This window comes from Rhodococcoides corynebacterioides NBRC 14404 (genome assembly GCF_001894765.1).
Lineage (GTDB): Bacteria > Actinomycetota > Actinomycetes > Mycobacteriales > Mycobacteriaceae > Rhodococcoides > Rhodococcoides corynebacterioides.
Genome location: NZ_BCWV01000004.1, coordinates 94,860 through 116,434, shown reverse-complemented (window position 1 = coordinate 116,434; position 21,575 = coordinate 94,860). Strand labels below are relative to the sequence as shown.

At 69.8% G+C, this 21,575-nt stretch carries 20 protein-coding genes; 11 read left to right on the top strand and 9 right to left on the bottom strand.

The window, feature by feature from the left end; genetic code table 11:
- The first annotated feature begins 16 nt into the window (after positions 1-16).
- A complete protein-coding gene (locus tag RC2_RS09860) occupies positions 17-2,395 on the top strand; it encodes an ATP-binding cassette domain-containing protein (RefSeq protein ID WP_068151314.1) in 2,379 nt (792 codons plus the stop codon).
- Positions 2,396-2,398: 3 nt separating this feature from the next.
- On the opposite strand, the gene RC2_RS09855 is transcribed toward RC2_RS09860, so the two are convergent.
- The gene (locus RC2_RS09855) at positions 2,399-3,256 is read right to left on the bottom strand and encodes an HpcH/HpaI aldolase/citrate lyase family protein (protein WP_068151350.1); all 858 of its coding nucleotides are present in this window, start codon (positions 3,254-3,256) and stop codon (positions 2,399-2,401) included.
- A gap of 75 nt (positions 3,257-3,331) precedes the next feature.
- Positions 3,332-3,727, bottom strand: coding sequence for a LapA family protein (locus RC2_RS09850; RefSeq protein WP_068151311.1), 396 nt, complete (start codon positions 3,725-3,727; stop codon positions 3,332-3,334).
- Between the two features lie 136 nt (positions 3,728-3,863).
- On the opposite strand from RC2_RS09850, the gene rlmN reads away from it, so the two are divergent.
- Positions 3,864-4,976 (top strand): dual-specificity RNA methyltransferase RlmN, encoded by a 1,113-nt coding sequence (gene rlmN / locus RC2_RS09845; protein WP_068151308.1) that lies wholly within the window; start codon positions 3,864-3,866, stop codon positions 4,974-4,976.
- Between the two features lie 12 nt (positions 4,977-4,988).
- Here rlmN and RC2_RS09840 read toward each other — a convergent pair whose 3' ends face one another.
- Positions 4,989-5,264, bottom strand: a complete 276-nt coding sequence (locus RC2_RS09840) for a DUF2631 domain-containing protein (RefSeq protein ID WP_068151305.1) — start codon at positions 5,262-5,264, stop codon at positions 4,989-4,991.
- A 111-nt stretch (positions 5,265-5,375) separates the two neighbouring features.
- Positions 5,376-5,930, bottom strand: a complete 555-nt coding sequence (locus RC2_RS09835) for a DUF1990 domain-containing protein (RefSeq protein WP_068151302.1) — start codon at positions 5,928-5,930, stop codon at positions 5,376-5,378.
- Positions 5,931-5,979: 49 nt separating this feature from the next.
- On the opposite strand from RC2_RS09835, the gene dxr reads away from it, so the two are divergent.
- The 7 genes from dxr (at position 5,980) to RC2_RS09800 (ending at position 14,735) form a co-directional block, all read left to right on the top strand.
- Positions 5,980-7,188: a 1-deoxy-D-xylulose-5-phosphate reductoisomerase gene (gene dxr / locus RC2_RS09830; protein WP_371828703.1), complete on the top strand. Its 1,209-nt coding sequence runs from the start codon at positions 5,980-5,982 to the stop codon at positions 7,186-7,188.
- A gap of 2 nt (positions 7,189-7,190) precedes the next feature.
- Entirely contained in the window at positions 7,191-8,408 is a 1,218-nt protein-coding gene (locus tag RC2_RS09825) for a M50 family metallopeptidase (protein WP_068151295.1), read from the top strand.
- Positions 8,409-8,480: 72 nt separating this feature from the next.
- Positions 8,481-9,635: a flavodoxin-dependent (E)-4-hydroxy-3-methylbut-2-enyl-diphosphate synthase gene (ispG, locus tag RC2_RS09820; RefSeq protein WP_068151292.1), complete on the top strand. Its 1,155-nt coding sequence runs from the start codon at positions 8,481-8,483 to the stop codon at positions 9,633-9,635.
- Between the two features lie 17 nt (positions 9,636-9,652).
- A complete protein-coding gene (locus tag RC2_RS09815; protein ID WP_068151289.1) occupies positions 9,653-10,486 on the top strand; it encodes a GNAT family N-acetyltransferase in 834 nt (277 codons plus the stop codon).
- 59 nt (positions 10,487-10,545) lie between these two features.
- Positions 10,546-12,339: a penicillin-binding transpeptidase domain-containing protein gene (locus tag RC2_RS09810; protein WP_068151286.1), complete on the top strand. Its 1,794-nt coding sequence runs from the start codon at positions 10,546-10,548 to the stop codon at positions 12,337-12,339.
- Between the two features lie 21 nt (positions 12,340-12,360).
- Positions 12,361-13,218 carry a type I methionyl aminopeptidase gene (map, locus tag RC2_RS09805; RefSeq protein ID WP_068151284.1) on the top strand — a complete coding sequence of 286 codons (858 nt, stop codon included), beginning with the start codon at positions 12,361-12,363 and terminating at the stop codon, positions 13,216-13,218.
- On the top strand, positions 13,215-14,735 hold the full coding sequence (locus RC2_RS09800) for a cobyric acid synthase (RefSeq protein ID WP_068151281.1): 1,521 nt from the start codon (positions 13,215-13,217) through the stop codon (positions 14,733-14,735). Before map ends, RC2_RS09800 begins: the two co-directional genes overlap by 4 nt.
- Here the strand turns inward: RC2_RS09800 and RC2_RS09795 are convergent, their stop codons facing one another.
- The 3 genes from RC2_RS09795 to RC2_RS09785 are packed head-to-tail and all read right to left on the bottom strand — an operon-like array spanning position 14,736 to position 16,719.
- The gene (locus RC2_RS09795; RefSeq protein WP_068151279.1) at positions 14,736-15,452 is read right to left on the bottom strand and encodes a hypothetical protein; all 717 of its coding nucleotides are present in this window, start codon (positions 15,450-15,452) and stop codon (positions 14,736-14,738) included. It lies immediately after the preceding gene.
- Positions 15,449-16,333, bottom strand: a complete 885-nt coding sequence (locus tag RC2_RS09790; RefSeq protein ID WP_068151276.1) for an ABC transporter ATP-binding protein — start codon at positions 16,331-16,333, stop codon at positions 15,449-15,451. The genes RC2_RS09795 and RC2_RS09790 overlap by 4 nt, the downstream gene beginning before the upstream one ends.
- Complete coding sequence (locus tag RC2_RS09785; RefSeq protein WP_068151347.1) at positions 16,330-16,719, bottom strand: GntR family transcriptional regulator; 390 nt, start codon at positions 16,717-16,719, stop codon at positions 16,330-16,332. The genes RC2_RS09790 and RC2_RS09785 overlap by 4 nt, the downstream gene beginning before the upstream one ends.
- 104 nt (positions 16,720-16,823) lie before the next feature.
- Here RC2_RS09785 and RC2_RS09780 point away from each other — a divergent pair, with 104 nt between their 5' ends.
- A complete protein-coding gene (locus RC2_RS09780; RefSeq protein WP_068151272.1) occupies positions 16,824-17,366 on the top strand; it encodes an alpha/beta fold hydrolase in 543 nt (180 codons plus the stop codon).
- Positions 17,367-17,460: 94 nt separating this feature from the next.
- Here the strand turns inward: RC2_RS09780 and mtr are convergent, their stop codons facing one another.
- On the bottom strand, positions 17,461-18,852 hold the full coding sequence (gene mtr / locus RC2_RS09775) for a mycothione reductase (protein WP_068151268.1): 1,392 nt from the start codon (positions 18,850-18,852) through the stop codon (positions 17,461-17,463).
- On the bottom strand, positions 18,849-19,895 hold the full coding sequence (locus tag RC2_RS09770; RefSeq protein WP_068151266.1) for an alpha/beta hydrolase: 1,047 nt from the start codon (positions 19,893-19,895) through the stop codon (positions 18,849-18,851). Before RC2_RS09770 ends, mtr begins: the two co-directional genes overlap by 4 nt.
- 125 nt (positions 19,896-20,020) lie before the next feature.
- Here RC2_RS09770 and mqo point away from each other — a divergent pair, with 125 nt between their 5' ends.
- Positions 20,021-21,574: a malate dehydrogenase (quinone) gene (gene mqo / locus RC2_RS09765; RefSeq protein WP_072681359.1), complete on the top strand. Its 1,554-nt coding sequence runs from the start codon at positions 20,021-20,023 to the stop codon at positions 21,572-21,574.
- The last annotated feature ends 1 nt before the right edge of the window (position 21,575 follow it).

The following is a 21,575-nucleotide window of genomic DNA, read 5'->3' as shown; positions in this document are numbered from 1 at the left end:
GCAGCGAGGGGATCCGATGAGCCGAACCGACACCACGGGCGCCGCCCATCCGGCGGACGTGCACGACGTCATCACCGTCCAGGGTGCCCGGGTGAACAACCTGCGGGACGTCAGCGTCCGTATCCCCAAACGCCGGCTGACGGTGTTCACCGGGGTGTCCGGGTCGGGGAAGAGTTCGTTGGTGTTCGGCACCGTCGCCGCGGAATCCCAGCGCATGATCAACGAGACCTACAGCGCGTTCGTGCAGGGATTCATGCCGACGCTGGCACGGCCCGACGTGGACGTGCTCGACGGACTCACCACGGCGATCGTCGTCGACCAGTCGCGCCTCGGATCGGACCCGCGATCCACGGTCGGGACCGCCACCGACGCCAACGCGCTCCTGCGCATCCTGTTCAGCCGCCTGGGCGACCCGCACATCGGGTCACCGCAGGCGTTCTCGTTCAACGTGGCCTCGATCTCCGGGGCCGGTGCGGTGACCGTCTCGAAGGGCGGGCGCGAGACCCGGGAGCGTCGCAGCTTCGAGATCACGGGCGGAATGTGCCCGCGGTGCGAGGGGCGCGGCTCGGTGTCCGATATCGACCTCACCGCGTTGTACGACGCGTCGAAGTCGTTGAACGAGGGCGCCATCACCATTCCCGGCTACAGCATGGAGGGGTGGTACGGCCGCATCTTCCGGGGCTGCGGCTACTTCGATCCCGACAAGCCGATCGCGAAGTTCACGAAGAAGCAGCTCGACGACCTGCTGTATCGCGAGCCGACCAAGATCAAGGTCGACGGCATCAACCTCACGTACTCGGGCCTGATCCCGCAGATCAAGAAGTCGTTCCTGACCAAGGACGTCGAGGCGATGCAGCCCCACATCCGGGCCTTCGTCGAGCGGGCGGTGACCTTCGCGACGTGCCCGGAGTGCGACGGCACCCGCCTGACCGAGGCTGCCCGGTCCTCACGGATCGACGGGGTGTCCATCGCGGACGCCTGCGCCATGCAGATCACCGACCTCGCGCGCTGGGTGGCGGGTCTGGACCAGCCTTCGGTCGCGCCCCTGCTCACCACGTTGAGTCGAACGCTCGACTCGTTCGTCGACATCGGCCTCGGGTACGTGTCGTTGGATCGACCCGCCGGCACGCTGTCCGGGGGCGAGGCGCAGCGCGTCAAGATGATCCGTCACCTGGGGTCCTCGCTCACCGACGTGACCTACGTGTTCGACGAGCCCACGACCGGATTGCACCCACACGACATCGAGCGCATGAACGGGCTGCTGCGATCACTCCGGGACAAGGGCAACACCGTGCTGGTGGTGGAGCACAAGCCGGAGACCATCGTCGTCGCCGACCACATCGTCGACCTCGGGCCGGGTGCCGGAACCGCGGGCGGCACGGTCTGTTTCGAGGGGGACGTGGACGGTCTGCGGCAGAGCGACACGGTGACCGGTCGGCACTTCGACGACCGGGTGGCTCTCAAGAAGACCCTCCGCACCGCGACGGGCGCGCTCGAGATTCGGGGCGCCGATCGGCACAACCTTCGCGGCGTCGACGTCGACATCCCGACGGGTGTGCTCACGGTGATCACCGGCGTCGCGGGGTCCGGCAAGAGCACCCTGATCCACGGCTCGCTCGCCGGGCGCGACGGGGTGGTGACGGTCGATCAGAGTCCCATCCGGGGATCCCGCCGCAGCAATCCCGCGACGTACACCGGGCTGCTGGAGCCGATTCGGAAGGCGTTCGCGAAGCAGAACGGGGTCAAGCCGGCGCTGTTCAGTGCGAACTCCGACGGTGCGTGCCCGGCGTGCAACGGCGCCGGCGTGATCTACACGGACCTCGGCATCATGGCCGGCATGAGCACACCGTGCGAGGTGTGCGAGGGCCGTCGGTTCCAGGCGTCGGTGCTCGATTACCACTTCGGCGGCCGGAACATCGGCGAGGTGCTCGCCATGTCGGTCGCGGAGGCGTCGGCGTTCTTCGGAGACGGCGAGGCGGCCCTGCCGGCCGCGCACCGCATCCTGACGCGACTGTCGGACGTCGGGCTGGGGTACGTCGCACTCGGTCAGCCCTTGACGACGCTGTCCGGCGGTGAGCGGCAACGCCTGAAGATGGCGACGCACATGGGGGAGAAGGGCGGGGTCCTGATCCTCGACGAGCCGACCACGGGTCTGCACCTCGCCGACGTCGAGCAGCTGCTCGCCCTCCTGGACCGGCTGGTCGATGCCGGGACGACGCTCGTCGTGATCGAGCATCACCAGGCAGTGATGGCGCATGCGGACTGGATCGTCGACCTCGGCCCCGGGGCAGGGCACGACGGCGGACTGGTGGTGTTCGAGGGAACGCCCGCCGCGCTGGTGGCCGACCGGTCCACACTCACCGGCCGGCACCTGGCCGAGTACGTGCGGCCGTGACGATCAGCGGATGGAGAAGGCCTGTGCCTGGTCGGTGATCTTCTTGGCGCGAGCGAGGCGGGGGAGATCGCTGCCGTCCCGGACGTTCTCCCCGTTCACCCCGAGGGCGGCGATGGTGTCCCGCGCCCAGGTCACGTCGTCCGGGGAGGGAGCGAGCTCGCGGTTCACGACGGGCGCCTGACCGGCGTGCATGCAGAGGCGACCGGTCATGCCCATCGACACGGTGAGTCGACTGTCCCGTGCGAGATGCTCGTCGTTGATCGTCAGCGTCGGTCCGTCGATCGGTCCGGGGAGGCGGGCGGCGCGGCTCGCGACCACCAGGCGTGCCCGCGGGTAGGCCATGGCCATCGGCTCGTCGCTCATCCCGGTGTCACGACGGAAGTCCCCGCTGCCGAACGCGAGACGGAACGTGGCGTCCGCCCGGGCGATCTCCGGCGCGGCCTCGAGGCCCATCGCGGATTCGACGAGTGCGACGACGCGAACACCGTCGCCCAGCCGAGCGGCCGTGGCCTCCACCTGGCTGCCGCTCTCCGTCTTCGCCAGCATGACGCCCTCGAGGGTGTCGATGCCACGCAGGGCGTCGAGGTCGTCGGCCCAGAACGGAGTGGTGGCGTCGTTGATGCGGACCCACGCGCGACGGCCGCCGCGCAGCCAGGCGACCACGGCGTCGCGCGCCGCGGGCTTGCCGGCGGGGGACACCGCATCCTCGATGTCGAGGATGACGGCATCGACCTCGGACTCCAGGGCCGGGGTGAACAGCTCGGGCTTGCTTCCGGGGACGAGCAGCCACGACCGAGCCCGGTCCGCAGCGACTGATGACACCGGATTCTCCAGGAAGGTCGTCACCAGTCCACTGTGCATCGCCACAGCCGATCGGGGAAGGTTGCGTCAATAGTGTTCACGTGTGGCACCGAACATTCACCACGCCATGTGACGCTACTTACGCTTGGCCGCCCGCCGGACCTGGAGGATGCGCACACCGCCCGCCGCGGCCATGACCAGGGCACCGGCCACCGCGGCCAGCAACATCCCGATGCCGACGGGGAGGTCGAACGTCCACCCGAACAGGTGGATCGGCACGCTGTCGAGGTTCTGCAGGATGAACACCATCAGCACGACGAGCACGATGGCGCCCACCACGAGGCCGGTGTAGAGCGCGGCAGCGCGGGTGTGCTTCACGCCGTCGGGCGTCTTCCCGGAGGGGAGACGACTGTCGGAGACGGCGACGTCGGAGCCATCGGAATCGAGTCCCGATCCGGGCAGCGCGGACGACGTCGGATCGGTGGGGTCGGACGCGGCGGAATCGGCGGCGCCGGACGAGGTGCGAGACATGGGGGAATGATTACCCGGGCGCGAGGTGTTTGCACCCTATCGCGCCGGGGGTATCAGGGCCGGTTGTACTGCGACCGGGTCGTTCGAGGCCGGACCGTTCGAGCCCACCGCTCCGCGGTGAGACACTGGAGGCACTATGGCACCCACCGCTCTTCCCCTCGTGTTCGACGCACCCCGCCGCGGCATGCCCGCGACGCACCTCGCGGACCTCGACGCCGATCAGCGCCGCGCCGCCGTCGTCGAGCTCGGTCTTCCGGCGTTCCGAGCCGATCAGCTCGCCCGGCAGTACTACGGGCGGCTGCAGGCCGACGCCGAGAAGATGACGGACCTGCCCGCCTCGGTGCGGGAGAAGGTCGGTGCCGCCCTGTTCCCGACGTTGCTCAGCCCGGTCAAGCACGTCGCCTGCGACGGCGGCGACACCCGCAAGACGCTGTGGCGCGCGGGAGACGGGACGCTCCTCGAGTCGGTCCTCATGCGCTATCCCGACCGCGCCACGCTGTGTATCTCCAGCCAGGCCGGGTGCGGCATGGCGTGTCCGTTCTGCGCCACGGGCCAGGGCGGACTGCAGCGCAATCTGTCCACGGCCGAGATCGTCGACCAGGTGCGCTCCGCGGCCGCCGACCTCCGGGACGGCGTGGTGGAAGGCGGTGAGGGCCGACTGTCGAACGTGGTGTTCATGGGCATGGGCGAGCCGCTCGCCAACTACAAGCGCGTGGTGGCGGCCGTCAAGCGCATCGTCTCACCGGCGCCCGAGGGCCTCGGCCTGTCCCAGCGGTCGGTGACCGTGTCGACCGTCGGTCTGGCCCCGGCGATCCGCAAGCTGGCCGACGAGGGTCTGACGGTGACCCTCGCAGTGTCCCTGCACTGCCCGGACGACGAGCTCCGCGACACCCTGGTGCCGGTCAACAACCGATGGTCGATCGCCGAGGTGCTGGACGCCGCCCGGTACTACGCCGACACGACGGGGCGACGGGTATCCATCGAGTACGCGTTGATCCGCGACGTCAACGATCAGCCGTGGCGGGCGGACCTGCTGGCGACGAAGCTGAAGAAGGCGCTGGGCGCGTTGGTCCACGTGAACCTGATCCCGCTGAACCCGACGCCGGGCAGCGAGTGGGACGCGAGCCCCAAGCCGGTCGAGGAGGAGTTCGTCCGTCGCGTGCGCGCCGCCGGGGTCTCCTGCACCGTGCGCGACACGCGGGGGCAGGAGATCGCCGCAGCGTGCGGCCAGTTGGCCGCCGAGAACTGATCCGCCGGGCGGTCAGCCGCGGCGCGGCTTGCGGCGCAGCAGGATGTCGCGGATCAGCACGATCCACAGCAGAACGGCGAACCCGATGAGCCAGAGGTCCTCGACCCGGCCCGTGTGGTTGCCGATGATCATCGCAAGCAGGAACAACGATACGATCCAACCGGCGATGCGGAAGGTGCGCGGAGCCTCGCCGCTCCATCCCCACGCAGCGGAGGGGACCTCGGCAATGTGGACGTTCGTGGCGGGAACGCGCGGGGCGTCCGAGCGCGGCTCGATGCTTCCGGTCACGACCGATCCTCCTGATGTTCGACGGGGTCCGCGGGGTCGCCCGCGGAGCCCCGGGGGCGAGACGTGTCGTGATCGTATCGCGGCGTACGACCGGTCGTCGTAGCGGCTCGCTCAGGGTCGCGGGTCGGTGGGCAGCAGCGCGGCGAGATAGCGCCGGGTGGCCACCCGTTGCACGAGTCGATTCAGCGGGCCGCCCAGGGCGACCACTGCGGACCCCGCCGTCGAGAACGCCCGAATGTGCGCCGACACCGCGCCGGTGCGCTCGTCGAAGCGCACGACGAAGCGTTCCTCACCGCGCTCCGGATGGCCGGGGAGCGTCCCGTAGGCGAAACCGCGTTCGCGAGAGTCGTCGTCCGCCCGGTCGTCGATGACGTCGACCACGCGGCAGGGGATCCGGATCGGGCCGAGTCCGAGAACGACGATCGCCTCGGGCTCCGCCGCGGCCGACGTGGCGCGCACCGTGAGGCCGGCGCCGCGATGCATGTCCCAGTGCAGCAGGCGCCGAGCCGCCTCGTCGAAGACCTCGACCCCGTGACCGAGCGACCGGGACTGCCGGACATGGTGGTAGCCCGACGGCATCGACTCCGACGCCGTGCCCCCGACCTCCGGGTACGTCAGCGGAGCGGTGCGGTACGAGGCGGGATCGGACGACGGACGACGGGGCACCGCGCCATCCTCACACGAGCCTGTCAGGTGCGTCGGCCACACTGTCCGGGTGACGACGCACAGTGATGGTTCGACGAGCGGCGATGGCTCGACGAGCGGCGACGGCTCGACGCGCGTGCTCGTGCTCGGCAGCACGGGCTCGATCGGAACCCAGGCGCTCGAGGTGATGGCCGCGCGCCCCGATCGGTTCACCGTGGTGGGACTCGCTGCCGGAGGCGGCTCGGTCGACCTGCTCGCGCGGCAGATCGCCGAGACCGGGGTGACCGAGGTCGCGGTCGCCGATCCTCGGGCCGCCGCGCGGCTCGACGTGACCGGGGTGCGCTCGGGCCCGGACGCCGTCACGCGGCTGGTGGAGGACACCGAGGCGGACGTCGTGCTCAATGGCCTGGTGGGGTCCCTCGGGCTGGCGCCCACTCTTGCTGCGCTGCGATCCGGCGCGCGTCTGGCGCTGGCGAACAAGGAGTCGCTCGTGGCGGGCGGGTCGCTGGTCACCGATGCGGCGGCGCCCGGTCAGATCGTGCCGGTCGACTCCGAGCACTCCGCGCTCGCCCAGTGCCTGCGCGGGGGTCGGGCGGAGGAGGTGGCCCGTCTGGTCGTGACCGCGTCCGGCGGACCGTTCCGCGGACGCGACCGCGCGAGCCTGGACTCGGTGACCCCGGAGCAGGCCGGCAAGCACCCCACCTGGTCGATGGGGCCGATGAACACGCTCAACTCCGCGACACTGGTCAACAAGGGACTCGAGGTCATCGAGGCCCACCTGTTGTTCGGCATCCCGTACGACCGCATCGACGTCACCGTGCACCCGCAGTCCATCGTCCATTCGATGGTCACGTTCACCGACGGGTCGACCCTCGCGCAGGCCAGTCCACCGTCGATGTTGCTGCCGATCGCGTTGGCCCTCGGCTGGCCGGACCGTGTCGCGGACGCCGCCCCCGCGCTGGACTTCCGGACGGCGCACACCTGGGAATTCGAGCCGCTGGACGACGCGGTCTTCCCGGCGGTCGCGCTGGCGCGCCGTGCGGGGGAGCTCGGCGGGTGCCTCACCGCGGTCTACAACGCGGCCAACGAGGTCGCTGCCGCGGCGTTCCTCGTCGGCGATCTGTCCTTCCCTCGTATCGTGGACGTCGTCGCCGATGTGGTGGAGGACGGTGCGGACCGCTGGTCGGCGCCGCCGTCCACGGTCGACGACGTCCTGGAGGCCGACGCGTGGGCACGTGACCGCGCCCGAGCCCTCGCAGCACAGAAAGGCCGTTCCTGACGATGGTGTTCGTTCTCGGCGTCGTCGCGTTCGCGGTGTGCATCGGCATCTCGATCGCACTGCACGAATGCGGGCACATGTGGGTGGCCAAGGCCACCGGCATGAAGGTCCGTCGCTACTACATCGGCTTCGGCCCCAAGATCCTCTCCTGGCGTCGCGGTGAGACCGAGTACGGGCTCAAGGCGATTCCGGCGGGCGGGTTCTGCGACATCGCCGGGATGACCGCGGTCGACGAACTCGCACCCGACGAGGTCGACCGCGCGATGTACAAGCAGAAGACGTGGAAGCGCCTCGCCGTGATGTTCGGCGGAATCGCCATGAACTTCGTGCTCGGCTTCGCTCTGCTCTACACCCTGGCGCTCGGGTGGGGATTGCCGAACCGCGACACCTCGGCAACCGTGGCCGGCACCCAGTGCGTCGCCCCGCAGGACGCCGAGGGTGGGATCGCGCCGTGCACCGGTCCGGGGCCGGCGGGCGCGGCGGGTATTCGCGCCGGCGACGTCGTCACCGCGGTGAACGGCACACCCACGGCGACCTTCGCGGACGTCGTCGCGACGGTCCAGAACGCCGGGGGCACGGTGGACGTGACCGTGGACCGCGCCGGCGACACTCTGACGGTGCCCGTCGAGGTGCAGCGGACGGAGCGCCTGTTCTCCACCGCGACGGCGGACGATCCCGATGCGACCGAGCTGCGGACCACCGGCGCGATCGGCGTGGCGCGTACCCCGCTCACGATCCGGTACGACGCCCTGTCGGCCGTGCCCGGCGCGATCTCGTTCGCCGGGTACACCGGCGTGGAGACGGTCAAGGCGATCGTGGATCTCCCGCAGAAGGTCGGGGCGCTGTGGACGTCGATCACCGGCGGCGAGCGATCCGCCGACACACCGATTTCCGTGGTCGGTGCCAGTGTCATCGGCGGTCAGGCCGCCGAGCGCGGACTGTGGGAGCTGTTCGTCGGACTGCTGGCGACCCTGAACTTCTTCCTCGGCGTGTTCAACCTGTTGCCCCTGCTGCCGCTCGACGGCGGACACATCGCGGTGACGATCTACGAGGGCGTGCGCAACCGGATTCGCGCGCTGCGCGGTCTGGGTCGCGGCGAGCCGGTGAACTACCTCAAACTGATGCCGTTGACGTACGTCGTCATCGCCATCGGCGGCGCGTTCATGCTGCTGACGTTGACCGCCGACATCGTCAATCCCATCGACCTGTTCGGTAACTAGACTGGTGCACAGGCGGCCGATGGCCGCCGTGCAGTCGGCCGGTGGCCACCGGCGGGCGACGAAAGGACTGAAGTGACCGTAGGACTGGGCATACCGGCCGGACCGCCCCCCGTGCTGGCCCCGCGTCGCACGACCCGTCAATTGCAGGTGGGCAGCGTGGGCGTCGGCAGCGACCACCCCATCTCGGTGCAGTCGATGTGCACCACCAAGACGCACGACATCAACTCGACCCTGCAGCAGATCGCGGAGCTCACCGCATCGGGCTGCGACATCGTGCGAGTCGCCTGCCCCCGGCAGGAGGACGCCGACGCGCTGGCGACGATCGCGCGCAAGTCGCAGATCCCCGTCATCGCCGACATCCACTTCCAGCCGCGCTACATCTTCGCGGCCATCGACGCCGGCTGTGCCGCGGTGCGCGTGAATCCCGGCAACATCAAGGAGTTCGACGGCCGCGTCAAGGAAGTCGCCAAGGCGGCGGGGGACGCCGGCATCCCCATTCGGATCGGGGTCAACGCGGGATCGCTCGATCCGCGGTTGATGCAGAAGTACGGCAAGGCCACGCCGGAGGCTCTCGTCGAGTCCGCGCTGTGGGAGGCGTCGTTGTTCGAGGAGCACGGGTTCGGCGACATCAAGATCTCCGTGAAGCACAACGACCCGGTGATCATGGTGGAGGCCTACCGTCAGCTCGCGGCGCAGTGCGACTACCCCCTGCACCTCGGTGTGACCGAGGCCGGTCCGGCATTCCAGGGCACCATCAAGTCCGCCGTCGCCTTCGGGTCGCTGCTCGCCGACGGTATCGGTGACACCATCCGCGTCTCGCTCTCGGCGCCGCCGAACGAGGAGATCAAGGTGGGGACGCAGATTCTGCAGTCCCTGAACCTGCGTCCTCGCAAGCTCGAGATCGTGTCCTGCCCGTCCTGCGGACGCGCGCAGGTCGACGTCTACACCCTGGCCGACCAGGTCACGGCCGGCCTCGAGGGCATGGAGATCCCGTTGCGCGTGGCCGTCATGGGATGCGTCGTCAACGGCCCCGGCGAGGCGCGGGACGCGGACCTCGGTGTCGCGTCGGGCAACGGCAAGGGCCAGATCTTCGTCAAGGGCGAGGTGATCAAGACCGTGCCCGAGGCGCAGATCGTCGAGACGCTGATCGAGGAGGCCATGCGGATCGCGGAGACCTTCGAGGGCGACGCCGACGCCGGTTCCTCGCCGGTGGTGTCCGTCGGCTGACCTGCGGCGAGACACCGATGCTCAAGCTTCTCGGCGCGAAGGCGCTGACCCGACGTGACACCGACGAGGTCCTCCGAGTGCTGCGGTCGGACCCTGTCGCGTCGTGCATGGTCGCGTCGCGCATCGAGGAATCGGGCATCGAGCCACGGGTGAACCACGGCGAACTGTGGTCTCGTGGGGGTCCGTCGTCGTCGCTCTGTTTCTCCGGAGCGAATCTTGTGCCGCTGCGCGGCGACGGCGACGACCTGAGGAGTTTCGCCGACCGCGCCCTGCGCGGCCCGCGGCTCTGCTCGTCGCTGGTCGGACGCGCGGAGCTCACCCTGCCGATCTGGTCGATGCTCGAGCCGGAGTGGGGATCCGCCCGCGAGGTACGGGCCGACCAACCGCTGCTCGCGCTCGTCGTCCGGCCGGACACGGCCGATCCGTCCGTGCGTCGGGTCACCGCCGACGAGATCGACGTGTACCTGACGGCGGCCGTCGCGATGTTCATCGAGGAGGTCGGCGTCGACCCGCGGGCCGGTGACGGTGGTCGCGGGTACCGCCGTCGCATCGCCGATCTGATCGCGGCCGGGCGCGCGTGGGCGCGATTCGAGGACGGCCAGGTGGTGTTCAAGGCCGAGGTGGGGTCGCTCTCGCGGGACGTCGGGCAGATCCAGGGGGTGTGGGTTCACCCGCTGTGTCGCGGCCGCGGACTCGGGTCCGTCGGGACGGCCGCCGTGGCCGCGGCCGTGATCGACGGCGGGCGGACCGCCAGTCTCTACGTCAACAGCTACAACGTCCCGGCTCGCCGCGCGTACGAGCGCATCGGGTTTCGGCAGGTCGGGACCTTCGCCACCGTGCTCCTGGACTGAGTTTCGGCCCTGCGTGTCGGGACGGACGCGGGCGTCACCCGGTCCTACGATGGCAGGCGATGATCTCCCGTTTCCTCGCCGCGGCAGTCGCGGTCCTGCTCGCCGTCGCGCTGGGCGCGTGCACCCCGAAACCGCAGGGCCCCGAATCCGCCGCCGATGCCTTCGTGGCAGCGTTGGCGAGCCGGGACAGTGCCGCGGCGGCCGCCGGAACGGACCGGCCGGACCTCGCTGCCGGAGCGATCGACAGTGCGTGGGACGGACTGCAGGCGGAGTCGTTGGAGGCGAGCACCGGCGCCGTGACGGTGGACGGCGACACCGCGACCGTCGACTACACCTACACCTGGCAGCTGCCGCGCGACCGGACGTGGACGTACGACGGGTCGCTGCGCATGGGTCGACGCGGCGGTGACTGGGTGGTGCGGTGGAACTCCACCGACCTGCACCCGACGCTCGGCGACACGCAGTCGATGGTGCTCCGATCCACGGCCGCCCCGCGTGCCCGGGTCAACGAGCACGCGGGGTCCGACGTCCTGGTGCCCGGCACGGTCGTCGGCGTCTCCTGGACCGTCGCGGAGTTGACGTCCGATCGGATCGTGTCGACGGCCCGCGCGCTCGAACGGCTTCTGCGCCCGTTCGACGACTCCATCACGGCACAGTCGACGGTCGAGTCGGCCACCGCCGCGCAGGGCGCCTACCGCGTGGTGACGCTGCGTGAGGAGGACTACGACACGGTGGCGGCCGAGCTGTCGGCCCTGCCCGGTGTCGCCGTCACCGAGGAGTCCGATCTGGTCTCGACCGATCGATCCTTCGCGCCCGATCTGGTGAGTCAGGTCAAGAAGACCGTCATGGACCGCGTCGACGGTGCGGCCGGCTGGAGCGTCGTCGCCGTCAACGCGAACGGGGCCGACGTCGGGGTCCTGACCGAGACCGCACCGGAACCGGTGCCGTCCATCAGCATCAGCCTCGATCGGCCGATCCAGGTGGCCGCGCAGAACGCGGTGAACGTCTCCCGCGACCAGGCGATGATGGTGGTGATCCAACCCTCGACGGGTGACATTCTCGCCGTCGCGCAGAACGCGGCCGCGGACCGTGACGGGCCGGTGGCGTCAACGGGTCTGTATCCGCCCGGGTCGACGTTCAAGATCGTCACGGCGGGGGCGGCCATCGCGGAGGGGCTCGCGACACCCGGCACCACGGTGCCGTGTCCGGGTCGCATCGTCATCGGGGAGCGCAGCGTCCCCAACTACAACGAGTTCTCGCTCGGCGACGTGTCGATGAGCACCGCCTTCACGCGGTCCTGCAACACCTCCTTCGCCAAGCTCGCCAGCGAGATGGGCCCCGACGACCTGACCGACGCGGCGGCCATGTTCGGCATCGGTCCCGAGTACACGGTGACGGGTCTGCCCACGGAGTCCGGATCCGTGCCCCCGGCGTCCGATCTCGTGCAGCGGACCGAGGACGGGTTCGGCCAGGGCAAGGTGCTCGTGTCCACGTTCGGCATGGCCCTGGCCGCCGCCACGGTGGCGCACGGCAGCACCCCGACGCCGCGGCTGATCCAGGGCGAGGACACCACGGTCGAGGGGGACCGCCCGGCGGTCGACCCGGCCGTCGTCGACGGGTTGCGCGGCATGATGCGGTCGGTGGTCACCAGCGGCACCGCGGACCGGATCGCCGACCAGGGCGAGGTCTACGGCAAGACCGGTGAGGCCGAGGTCGACGGCGGCTCGCACGCATGGTTCGTCGGCTACCGCGGAGACCTGGCGTTCGCCACGCTCGTCGTGCGCGGCGGCAGCTCCGACAACGCGGTGGCCGTCACCAGGGACATGTTCACGGCGCTGCCCGAGGGCTACTGACCACGGACTACGCTCGGGTGCATGGCTGTTCGCACCGTTCTCGAACCCGGCACCGTCTCCGACGTGCTCCCCGTCCCGAAGCACATCGAGCGGCCGGAGTACGCCTGGAAGAAGACCGCCCGCGAGGGCTCGGAACCGTGGGTGCAGACCCCCGAGACCATCGAGAAGATGCGGGTGGCGTCGCGCATCGCGGCGCAGGCACTGCGCGAGGCGGGCAACGCGGTGGCGCCGGGTGTGACCACCGATGCGCTCGATCGCATCGCCCACGAGTACATGATCGATCACGGTGCGTATCCGTCGACGTTGGGGTACAAGGGTTTTCCGAAGTCCTGCTGCACCTCGCTGAACGAGGTCATCTGCCACGGGATCCCCGATTCCACGGTCGTCCAGGACGGCGACATCGTCAACATCGACGTCACCGCCTACATCGACGGGGTGCACGGTGACACCAACGCGACGTTCCTCGCGGGCGACGTGTCGGAGGAGGCGCGGCTGCTCGTCGAGCGGACCCACGAGGCGACGATGCGGGCCATCAAGGCGGTCAAGCCGGGCCGGGCGCTCAACGTGGTGGGTCGCGTCATCGAGTCGTACGCCAACCGCTTCGGTTACGGCGTGGTGCGCGACTTCACCGGTCACGGTGTGGGAACGACGTTCCACAACGGCCTCGTGGTGCTGCACTACGACGAGCCGAGCGTCGAGACGATCATCGAACCGGGCATGACCTTCACCATCGAGCCGATGATCAACCTCGGCGGCATCGACTGGGAACAGTGGAACGACGGCTGGACCGTCGTCACCAAGGACCGCAGCTGGACCGCCCAGTTCGAGCACACCCTCGTCGTCACCGACACCGGGGCCGAGATCCTCACCCTGCCGTGACCCCGTCGCCGCTTTCCGGCGCCCTGCTCGTGGCGGGAACGACGTCGGACGCGGGGAAGAGCGTCCTCGTCGCCGGCCTGTGCCGACTGCTCGCGCGGCGGGGGGTGCGCGTCGCGCCGTTCAAGGCGCAGAACATGTCGAACAACTCGGTGGTGACACTCGACGGCGGCGAGATCGGCCGCGCCCAGGCGCTGCAGGCCCGAGCATGCGGCCTCGAACCCAGCGTGCGGTTCAATCCCGTGCTGCTCAAGCCCGGCGGGGATCGGACGTCGCAACTGGTGGTTCGGGGCCGGGCCACCGGGTCGGTCGGCGCACGCGACTACATGGCCCATCGCGAAGCGTTGCGCGCCGTCGTCGCGGAGGACCTGGCGTCGCTCCGCGCCGACTTCGACGTCGTGATCTGCGAGGGCGCCGGGTCGCCCGCCGAGATCAACCTGCGCGCCACGGATCTGGCCAATCTGGGCCTCGCCCGAGCGGCGGACCTGCCGGTGCTCGTGGTGGGCGACATCGATCGTGGGGGCGTGCTCGCGCACTTCTTCGGCACGCTGGCAATCCTCGACCCGGCCGATCAGGCACTGATCGCGGGATTCGTCGTCAACAAGTTCCGGGGCGATCCGGCGTTGCTGCAACCGGGGCTCGACACGCTGCGCGACCGGACGGGGCGGCGGACGTACGGCGTGGTGCCATTCGACGACGCCCTGTGGCTCGACGCGGAGGACTCGCTCGGCACCACGGCCGACGCCCCCGTGGGACGGCCCGGCAGGCCCGTCGGGACGCAGTGGCTGCGGGTGGCGGCGGTGCGCCTGCCGCGCGTGTCCAACTCGACCGACGTCGAGGCACTCGCCTGTGAACCAGGGGTCAGCGTGCAGTGGGCGACCGACCCGTCGCGGCTCGCGGACGCCGATCTGGTGGTCCTGCCCGGCTCGAAAGCGACGGTGCACGATCTGGAGTGGTTGCGCCGCACCGGAATCGCGGACGAGATCACGAGGCGGGTCGAGCGCGGCGGTCCGGTTCTCGGTATCTGCGGCGGATACCAGATGCTCGGCCGGCGCATCCTGGACGACGTGGAGTCGGGATCGGGCGCCGTGGCCGGGCTCGGCGTGCTCGACCTCGACATCGAGTTCGGACCGGACAAGGTGCTCCGACGTGTGCAGTCACCGACGGGGTTGCGCGGGTACGAGATTCATCACGGACGAGTCGTGCGCTCGGCCGATCCCGCCTGGTTCGACGGCGCGGACGGCGCCGGGGAGGGCAGCGTGCGAGGCGCCGTGTGGGGCACCCACTGGCACGGGTTGCTCGAGAACGACGAGTTCCGGCGGGACTGGCTGACGGAGGTCGCCGTGCGGGCCGATCGGCGCGGATTCGTCCCGGCCCCCGACACCGACGTCGACGCGGAGCGCACCGCACAGGTGGATCTACTGGCGGATCTCGTGGAGAACTCCCTCGACGTGGAGGCCGTGACGACGCTCCTCGCCGAGGGAGTTCCGGCGGGTCTGCCGGTTCTCACCGTCCGGTGATCAGACGGTGGTTCGCCGCAGCACCGCCCACACGCCGGGGGCGGCCAGCGCGGTGAGAACCAGGGGGAGCAGCACCATCGTGACCGGTCGGGGCGCGTCGGCGATCGCCGAGCCCACCGGCACCCACCAGCCCTGCCACGTGAAGACGACCACGATCACGCCGAGGAGCACCGTCGCGAGCAGTCCGGTGGCCCACAGTCCCACGGCCCGCCACCGGAGGTAGATCGCACCGGCCAGGACGCCGACGACGTTCGCGAACGCGATGACCGTCACGAAGAACGCGAACTCCGTGAGAACGGAGCCGGCGACGGGGGCGCTGAGGGAGAACAGCCGCATGCCGACACCGAAGCCGTCGGTGGCCCGCTCGACGAGCGACAGCGCGATCATCAGCGTCCCGAACAGCACCGCGTGAACACCGACCACGGCGGAGGTGGCACGGAAGAACTCCCAGCGGGTGACCCCCAGGCCGGAGACGAAGGGGAAGTACTGGTTCACCGACTGCGCGAACAGGACGAGGCCGAAGAAGAAGACGAACGTGGCGCCGCCGGTGTTGACGTCCGCGCTGCCTCGGGGGAGCAGTGCGAGCACGGTCCAGGTGATCCCGGCGATGGCCGCCAGGATGCCGATCGGCCACAGGAACGCGATCTGCCAGTTCTGGGCGTGCACACGGGCGACGGCCGCGGTGCGGGACGGGGTGGGGGCGAGAACGGTACTCACGAGGACACCTTCCGACGGGTGGTGCTGGCGACCACGAATTGCTGAAGGGACACCGGATCGACGTGCAGTCCGGCCGCGCGGGCGGCGGCGATCACCTCGGGCGAGAGGGGACCGTCGACGGTGGTGCGTGCCATCGACCCCATCGACTCGTGCGCCAGCACGGCGTGATCGGTGGTGAAGTCGGCGACGCTGTCGGCGTTGCCGCTGACGGTCACCGCGCGACCGCGGAGCTGCTCGGCGTCGTCGTCGACGACGACCCGGCCGCCGTCGATCACCACGACGCGGTCCACGAGATCGGCCACCTCGTCGATCAGGTGCGTCGACAGGACCACCGTGCGGGGATGCTCCGCGTAGTCGGCCAGGAGTCGGTCGTAGAACAGCTGCCGCGAGACCGCGTCGAGGCCGAGGTAGGGCTCGTCGAAGAGGGTGAGCGGAGCTCGGGACGCGAGGCCCACCACCACACCCAGGGCCGACGTCATACCGCGGGAGAGCTTCTTGACCTTCCGTCGGCGGGGAAGGTCGAAGTCCGCCATGAGATTCCGGGCGAGGTCGTCGTCCCACCGCGGCAGGATCGCGGCCGCGGCGTCGAGCACCTGACTCACGCGGAAGTCGTCCGGGTACCGCTGACTCTCCTTGACGAAGCAGACGTCACGCAGGACCGCCGCGTTCTCGAAGGGGTCGCCGCCGAACACCGACACCTCGCCGTCGTCCGCCCACTGCTGGCCCGTGAGGATCTGCAGGAGCGTGGTCTTGCCGGCGCCGTTGCGGCCCAGAAGGCCGTGGATGCCGTGCTCGTGGACGTCGAAGGACACGTCGGCGAGGGCGTCGACGTCCCGAAAGCTCTTGCGCAGGTTGCGCACCGACACCACCGGGGCGCTCATCGTGCTCCCTCCCGTGACGCTGGGGCCGGCCCGGCCGCACGGTCGGCGATCATGGTCATGATCTCGTCGGGACCGAGGCCGAGCTTGCGTGCCTCGGCGACCAGTGGGGTGACGTACTGGTCGGCGAAGCGCTCTCGGCGCCGGAAGCGCAGCGCGTCGCGGGCGCCCGTGGTGACGAACATTCCGATACCTCGCTTCTTGTAGAGGATGCCGTCCGCGACGAGGTGTCCGAGCCCCTTGCCGGCGGTGGCGGGATTGATGCGGTGGAACGCGGCCAGTTCGTTGGTCGACGGCACTTGCGCCTCCTCGGCCAGTGATCCGTCGATGATCGAGTTCTCGATCATCTCGGCGATCTGCAGGAAGATCGGCCGCCCGTCGTCGATCACGATGACCACCGGGTCCATTGGTTGGGTGGTTCATTACTCATGTAACTAACCATAGAAGCTCGGCGGCGACAGCGCAAGGCTCCGCTCGGGTAGCGTCGCTGACCATGCAGAAGCAGACCGTGTCGGTGCCCGCCGGAGACGTCGAGGTGCGAGTCGACGGTCCCGACAGCGGGCACGCCGTCCTGCTCCTCCCGGGGTCGACCGCAGGGCCGGACTCGTTCGACGACACCGCATCCCGGCTCACGACGTCCGACCTGCGCACGTTCGTGGTCGAGCCAGGCGTGGCACTCGGCGACCGCGATCTCGTCGCGCTGCTCGACGCCCTCGGCCTGCCCTGGGTCAACCTGGTCGGCCGGGGAGACGGCGCCGACCGCGCCTGGTCACTGGCCGCCCGCACCTTCGGTCGCGTGTCGAGCCTGGTGGCGATCGATCGCGGCCACCCCGCGGTGCACGGCGACACGTCCTGTCCCGCAGTCGAACTGCGCACCACGATGGTGGTGACCGACCCGTCCGCGCAGGAGTTCGCCTCGGCCAGCAGCCGCTACGTCTACGGCGACTACCGGGTGATGCCGCTCGACACCACCGATCCCGCCGCCGCGGCAGCCGCCCTGGCGACGGAGATCGTCATGCGCACCAGCGCCTGGTAGGGCGGCGTTGCGGCTCGATCCGCGCGAGTTCCAGTGATGCGCTGCTGCTGCAGCCGACGCGGAGTGCTGGAACCGACGCGGATCGGCAGGCCCGCTAGAGGTCGAGGCCCAGAAGTGCGTTCTCCACCACCTCGGGGAGGGCGGGATGAATCCAGTACTGACCGCGGGCGATCTCCCGAACGGTCTGCCCGAAGGTGATGGCCTGGATGAGCGGCTGGATCACCGTCGGGGCCTGCTCGCCGATGATGTGGGCCCCGAGCAGCCGCCCGGTGGCACGGTCGGCGACGACCTTGCACAGCCCCTCGTGGTCCTCCATGGCCCAGCCGTAGGCGACGTCGGCGTACTTCTGGACCTTCACGGCGACGTCGTAACCCTGGTCGCGGGCCTCGCGCTCGGTGAGGCCGACCTCGGCGATCATCGGGTCGGTGAAGATGGCCGACGGGACGTATCGGTGGTCGAACGTCGCCCACCCGGTGGTGTCGGTCCAGTCGGGCCGCAGCACGTTCTCCTGCACCACGCGCGCCTCGGCGTTGGCGACGTGCTTGAGCTGGTACGGCGACGACACGTCGCCCAGGGCGAACACGCCTTCCGCGGTGGTGCGGCCGAACTCGTCGACCCGAATGCCGCCGTCGTCGCGCAGCTCGATGCCGGCGGCCTCGGCGCCGATGCGGTCGCCGTTGGGCACGCGACCCGCCGCGACGAGCAGAGCGTCACCGGAGACCTCGGTGCCGTCGGACAGCGTGACGACGACGGTGGAGCCGTCCTCCCGTGCGTCCACGGCCTCGACCCCGCGCCGCACGTCCCACTTGGCTGCGGCGAGATCGGTGAAGTGGGCGGAGATCTCCTCGTCGGACTTGCGCAGCATGCGGTCCTTGCGGACGAGCACGGTGACGCGGGAACCGAGGGCGGAGAAGACGTGCGCGAACTCCGCGGCGATGTACCCCGACCCGACCACGATCAGGTGTTCCGGCAAATCCTTCAGCCGCATGATGTCGTCGTTGGTGTGGTACCGGACGCCGCTGGTGGCGATGGCCTCGGGGATCACCGGGCGGGAGCCCGCGCCGACGACGACGCGGTCGGCCGTGACGATGCGGCCGTCGCCGGTGTCGATCCGACGCGGCCCGACGAACGTCGCGTGCGAGGAGTACAGCGTGACGTTGGGGGACCCGTCGCCGCGGCGGTAGTTCTCGCCGCCCTCGGCGATGGGGTCGATGCGACCGAAGACCCGGTCGACGATGTCCTGCCACCGGACTCGCTCGACGCGGGCGTCGATGCCGTAGCGCTCGGCGCGGCGCACGGTGTTCGCGACCTCGGCGGCGTAGACGAACATCTTGGTGGGGATGCAGCCGACGTTGATGCAGGTGCCGCCGAAGATCGACTCCTCGAACATGGCAACGGACAGGCCGTCGAACCGCTCGTCGAGGATGGTGTTGGCGGAGCCGGACCCGATGATCGCGACGTCGACGTGCTGCTCGCTCGTGCTCATGCGCCGGTCGCCATCTCGGCGTGGTCGCCGCCGGTCGCGGCGTCACCGCGACGGTCGGTCCCCGCGGCGCGCGCCTCGTGGTCGTCGAGCCACGCGTCGAGTTCGTGGAACGCCCGCGCGAGAGGCTCGTCGGTGGAGAGAAAGACGTCGTGCCGTGCGCCCTCGACGGGTACGACGGTGGTGCGATTGCCGAGGCAGCCGGCCCAGCGCGCGATCTGACGGACGTCGAGCACGGCATCCGCGGCGTCGACGTCGGGAATGTACTTCTTGGAGAAGCGGGTCACCTTGGACCGCAGGATCAGCGACGGAACACCGATGTCGAGTCCTCGATGCAGTTGCGCATGACCGCGTCGCACGGCACGGATCCACCCCAGCTTGATGGGGAAACCGGCGAGCGGCTTCCAGGACAGGTCGTAGCTCCAGTCGCCGCGTGCCTGCGCGCTGATGGACGAGCCGTACGTGTCGAGGCCCATGCCCGGCAGATCACGCTTCGGTGCCACCTTGCCCAGGACGCCCAGAGCGACGGTGCCCACACTGCGGACCAGGGGCGGGCCCTGCAGGTCGAACCACGGGCTGTTGAGAATCAGGCCGGCGACCCCGGCCGCGGCACTGCCGCCCGCGTGTTCGAGACGGTCGAGCCACAGCGGGACGATCAATCCGCCGGTGGAGTGGGCGGCCACCAGGACCGGGGCGCCGGTCTCCTCGCGCACGATCGCCAGGGCGCGATTCAACTCGGCGTCGTACAGCTCGAGGTCGGAGACGAAGTGCGGCGACTGACCCTCGTCCAGGGAGCGCCCGCACTTGCGCAGATCGAGGGCGTAGAACGCGTACCCGCGGTCCACGAAGTGCTCGGCGAGGTGGCGCTGGAAGAAGTAGTCGGTGAATCCGTGGACGTAGAGCACGGCGCCGCGCGGCTCGGACGGGGATCGCCGCGACCGTACGAGGGTGGCCCGCACCTGTCCCTCGCCGTCGGGGTCGGGGCCGAGCGGTATGGTCAGTTGCTCGTAGTCGTCACCGAGTACGTCGGACGCCCATGTAGTCACCCTCACACAGTAGATGGCGTGAGACAGGGGTCGCGAGGGGCACAATCGGGTACACGCCGGTGGCGCGACGCGGGGCGCGGCGCGTGCCGTGGACAGAACTCGAGGCGAAGGAAGTCGATCCAGCCGTGGCCGAACACAAGCAGAACCCGCAGTCCGCGTCGTCGGAGAAGCTCGACGTGGTGCTCATCGGCGCCGGCATCATGAGTGCCACGCTGGGCACCCTGCTGCATCAGGTGGAGCCGACCTGGTCCATCGGGCTGTTCGAGCGTCTCGACGCCGCCGCGGCCGAGAGCTCCGACCCGTGGAACAACGCCGGTACCGGTCACTCGGCCCTGTGCGAGCTGAACTACACGCCGCAGCAGAAGGACGGCTCGGTCGACATCGCCAAGGCGCTCACCGTGAACGAGCAGTTCCAGGTGTCGCGTCAGTGGTGGTCCCACGCCGTCGAGACCGGGGTGCTGAACGACCCCGAGAACTTCATCAACCCCATTCCGCACGTGAGCTTCGTGCACGGTGCGGACAACGTGAAGTACCTCCGCGCCCGGTACGACGCGCTCGCGACCAACCCGCTGTTCCCCGACATGGAGTACATCGACGACGCCGACGAGTTCTCGCGCCGTCTGCCCCTGATGGCGGCGGGTCGTGACTTCACCGACCCGATCGCGCTGAACTGGTCCGACGGCGGCACCGACGTCGACTTCGGCGCGCTCACCAAGCAGCTGCTCAACAACCTGGGCGCGGTCGGTGCCTCGATCGACTTCGGACACGAGGTCCGCGACCTGTCCAAGAACTCCGACGGGTCGTGGACGGTGAAGGTGCGCAACGGTCGCACCGGCGCGACGCGCACCATCGTCGCGAAGTTCGTCTTCGTGGGTGCAGGTGGCGGCGCATTGCCGCTGCTGCAGAAGTCGGGCATCTCCGAGGCCAAGGGCTTCGGCGGTTTCCCGGTCAGCGGCGAGTGGCTCCGGTGCACCAATCCTGCACTGGTGCAGCAACATTCGGCCAAGGTCTACGGCAAGGCGTCCGTGGGCGCACCGCCGATGTCCGTGCCGCACCTCGACACCCGCGTGATCGGCGGCAAGCCGGGACTGCTGTTCGGGCCCTATGCCGGGTGGTCGCCCAAGTTCCTCAAGAACGGCAAGATGACCGACCTCATCGGCTCGGTCAAGCCGAACAACCTGTTCTCCATGCTCGGCGTCGGTATGACCGAGATGGCACTCACCAAGTACCTCATCGGTGAGCTCCTGCAGTCCGAGGACGACCGCGTCGACACCCTCCGGGAGTTCATGCCGCGGGCCAAGGGCGAGGACTTCGAACTCGTCACCGCCGGTCAGCGCGTGCAGGTCATCCGTCGCAAGGGCAAGGGCGGGGTGCTGGAATTCGGCACGGCCGTCGTCAACGCCGGCGACGGCACCATCGCCGGCCTGCTCGGAGCCTCGCCGGGTGCCTCCACCGCGGTGCCCGCCATGCTCGAGGTCATGCAGCGGTGCTTCGCCGACCGCTACGAGTCCTGGAAGCCGACGCTGACGGACATGGTGCCTTCCCTCGGAACCAAGCTCGCCGAGAACCCGCGTCTGTTCGACGAGGTCTGGGCGCACACCACGCGCGTGCTGCATCTCGACCGGAGCCCCGCGGACCGCGGAGTCGCCTCGGCCGCGGATGGTGTGGTAGCACTCTGAC